The organism is Mesorhizobium sp. M7A.F.Ca.ET.027.03.2.1 (assembly GCF_003999175.1).
In the GTDB taxonomy this organism is placed as follows: Bacteria; Pseudomonadota; Alphaproteobacteria; order Rhizobiales; family Rhizobiaceae; genus Mesorhizobium.
This window is the reverse complement of sequence record NZ_RZOM01000598.1, coordinates 1-3,807: the sequence shown is the minus strand read 5'-3', so window position 1 is coordinate 3,807 and position 3,807 is coordinate 1. Positions and strand designations below refer to the sequence as shown.

The window sequence follows — 3,807 nt, the reverse complement described above, 5'->3', positions numbered from 1 at the left end:
GATCGACCGGGCGAAGCGCTCCAACGAGCATGCCAGCCACATATTGGAGGCGCTGGAGACCAACCGGGTCTATCGCGGCCACTTCAACGTCAAGAACAATGGCGTGATCACCAACCTGCCGCAGGATGCCATCATCGAGTCGCCCGGCTTCGTCGACCGTTTTGGCATCAACATGGCCGCCGGCATCACGTTGCCGGAGGCCTGCGCCGCCACCTGCATCGCCTCGATCAATGTCCAGCGCATGTCGGTGCATACCGCGATATCAGGCGACATCGATCTTCTGAAGCTCGCCGTGCTGCATGACCCGCTGGTCGGCGCGGTTTCGACGCCGGAAGAGGTCTGGCAAATGGTCGACGAAATGGTCGTCGCCCAGGCGGCCTGGCTGCCGCAATATGCCCATGCGGTTCCGGCGGCCAGGGAGCGGCTGTCGACATCCCAGGTGAAGACCCGCGAGTGGGCGGGCGCCGCACGGCGCAGCGTTCGCTCGATCGAGGAATTACGCGCCGAAAAAGCCGCGCTGAAGCAAGCCGGCTGAGACGAGCCGGCTGAGACGGGCCGGCTGGAATTCATGCGGTGATGGTGGATCCATGGGAGGCGGATCCACTGCCACGAAGCCGTTTGAATTCGAGGAGAGGCGGAGCGGGTGCAAACGCTCCGGACAAACAAGAGGGAGAGAGACCGTGAGGAATTTCCGCAATATCGGCCTTGCTGCCGGACTGACGCTGAGCGTCTCGGTCTCGGCACTCGGTGCTTACGCTTCCGAACCGACGGTTCCGCCGGCGCCGACACCGTTTCCCGCCGAAGGCAAGATCAACTATGTCGCGCGAGACTCGATCCTGGAGTTCAAGGCGCTCCCCGAATATCACGAGCCCGACTGGGTCACCGAGAAATACGTCAAGACCGGCAAGCTGCCGCCGGTGAAGGACAGGCTGCCGAAGGAGCCGCTGGTCTTCAAGAAGGGCAACATGCAGGACGGCATCGGCGTCTATGGCGATACGATGCGCCACGTCATCGGCGGGCGGCCGGAAGGCTGGAACTACGGCGCCGGTCAGACGCAAGGCTGGGGCGGCATCGACATCGGCCTCTCCGAATGCCTGACGCGCACCGCCCCGCTGTTCCAGGTCGAGGCCAAGGACACCGAGCCGCTGCCGAACCTGGCCAGGAGCTGGGATTGGTCGAGCGATGGCCACAAGCTGACCATGCACCTCATCGAAGGAGCGAAGTGGTCGGACGGCGTGCCGTTCAATGCCGACGACGTCATGTTCTACTGGGACGACGAGGTGGTCGATCCCAACGTCTCGCCGCTGAACGGCGCCACGCCGGAAAGCTTCGGCGTCGGCACGACGCTGAAGAAGATCGACGACTACACCGTCGAATGGACCTTCAAGGATGCCTTCCCGAAGCAGTACCTGTACGCCATGGCCTACGGCACTTTCTGTCCTGGCCCCGCGCACATCCTGAAGCCGCAGCATCCGAAATACTCGAAGAACACCTACGATCAGTTCAAGAATGCCTTCCCGCCGGAATTCATGAACATGCCCGTGATGGGTGGCTGGGTCCCGGTCGAATACCGGCCGGACGACATCATCGTCATGCGCCGCAATCCCTATTACTGGAAGGTCGACGAGAAGGGTAACCAGCTGCCCTATCTCAACGAACTGCACTACAAGCTGTCGACCTGGGCCGATCGCGACGTCCAGGCGGTGGCCGGCGCGGCCGATTTTTCCAATCTGGAGCAGCCGGAAAACTTCGTCGCCTCGCTGAAGCGTGCGGCAGAGGCGAACGCACCGGCCCGTCTTGCTTTCGGCCCGCGGCTCATCGGCTACAATCTGCGGTTTAATTTTTCCGCGAATGGCTGGGGCAATCCGGACGAACGGGGCCAGGCGATCCGCGAGCTGAACCGCAACGAGGATTTCCGCAAGGCCGTCACCATGGCGCTCGACCGCAAGGCGCTCGGTGACTCGCTGGTCAAGGGGCCGTTCACCGCCATCTATCCCGGCGGCCTGTCGTCAGGAACCAGCTTCTACGACCGCGCTTCGACGGTCTACTACCCCTTCGACCTCGAGGGCGCCAAGGCGGAACTCGCCAAGGCCGGCCTCAAGGATACGGATGGCGACGGCTTCGTGAATTTCCCTTCCGGTACCGCCGGCGGCAAGAATGTCGAGATCGTGATGCTGGTCAACAACGACTACACGACCGACAAGAGCCTTGCCGAAGGCGTCGTCGCCCAGATGGAAAAGCTCGGGCTTCGGGTCGTGCTCAATGGCCTCAACGGCACCCAGCGCGACGCTTCCCAATATTCGGGCCGCTTCGATTGGCTGGTCCGGCGCAACGAACAGGAACTGACGTCGGTGGTGCAGAACACCGTGCAGCTTGCCCCGGTCGGCCCGCGCACCAGCTGGGACCATCGGGCGCCGGAGAACGGCGAGGTCGATGTGATGCCGTTCGAAAAGGATCTCGTCGATATCGTCAACAAGTTCGTCTCGACGCAGGAGAACGACCAGCGTGCCAGCCTGATGAAACAATTCCAGAAGATCTCGACGGAGCACGTCTACAATGTCGGCCTGACGGAATATCCCGGCGCGCTGATCGTCAACAAGCGCTTCTCGAACATTCCGCAGGGCACGCCGATCTTCATGTTCAACTGGGCCGAGGATTCGATCATCCGCGAACGGGTCTTTGTCGCGGCCGACAAGCAGGCGAAATACGAATTGTTCCCCGAGGAGTTGCCCGGCAAACCCGGAGAGAAGGGGCCGATGAATTAGGTTTACCTCCCTGACCGAGAGACCTCCGGCCGCGCCGCTGGCGCGTCCGGACAAACCAACCTCCGGACGCAACCAAGGGCGCGATCGGCGAGACAAGGAAACGAACCGTCCATGCTGCGATTCCTGCTCACGCGCATAGCGTCGGCAATCCCGGTCCTCGCCATTTTGAGCCTGGCCACCTTTGCCATCATCCAGGCGCCGCCGGGCGATTATGCCGACTACATCCGCTCGCAGGCGATCAACCAGGGTGGAGCCTCCTTCGCCGAGGCCGACGCGCAGGCAAAGGCCTATCGCATCGAGCATGGTCTCGATAAGCCGCTGCCTCTCCAGTATCTCAACTGGATCGGTGGCATCGTCACCCGCGGCGATTTCGGCTACAGCCTGTACTACAACAAACCGGTCGCCGACGTGGTCGGAGAGCGCCTGCCGCGCACGCTCCTCCTGGCGCTGGTCTGCCATCTGCTGGCCTCGGTGCTGGGCATCACATTCGGCATATGGGCGGCGACAAGGCAATACACCTGGATCGACTCGACACTGTCGGCCATCTCTTTTCTCGGCATGACGGTGCCGCGCTTCCTGATGGCGCTGATCATCGTCTATCTCCTGGTGTTCCAGTTCAACGTGTCGGAGATCGGCTCATTCTTCTCGCCGCAATATGGTGGCGCGCCGTGGTCGTGGGCCAAATTCGTCGACCTGGTCAAGCATGTCTGGCCGGTGGTGGCGATCGCGACTTTCGGCGGCCTCGCCTACAATATGCGCGTCATGCGCGGCAATCTGCTCGATACGCTGAACGCGCAATATGTCGAGACGGCCAGGGCCAAGGGGCTGACGGGTGCCGCCGTCGTCATGCGCCACGCCGTGCCCAACGCGCTGCATCCGCTCATCATGTATCAGGGTGTGGTGCTGCCCTATATGCTGACCGGCGAGATCGAGACCGCGATCATCTTCGCGCTGCCGACGATCGCCGGGCCGACCGTCGGCTCCATGGCTGTCGGCGACGTCTATGTCACCGCCACCTTCATGATGGTGCTGTCGGCGACGC

The 3,807-nt window shown here is 62.5% G+C and carries 2 protein-coding genes and 1 pseudogene; all 3 read left to right on the top strand.

The window, feature by feature from the left end:
* Window positions 1-535 (top strand): annotated as a pseudogene (locus tag EN750_RS23040) (alpha-glucosidase/alpha-galactosidase); the annotation flags it as partial.
* Between the two features lie 145 nt (window positions 536-680).
* The gene (locus EN750_RS23035; RefSeq protein ID WP_127397746.1) at window positions 681-2,765 is read left to right on the top strand and encodes an ABC transporter substrate-binding protein; all 2,085 of its coding nucleotides are present in this window, start codon (window positions 681-683) and stop codon (window positions 2,763-2,765) included.
* A 111-nt stretch (window positions 2,766-2,876) separates the two neighbouring features.
* Window positions 2,877-3,807 (top strand): ABC transporter permease (locus tag EN750_RS23030; RefSeq protein WP_145967847.1); only part of this gene is annotated, 931 nt, incomplete at its 3' end.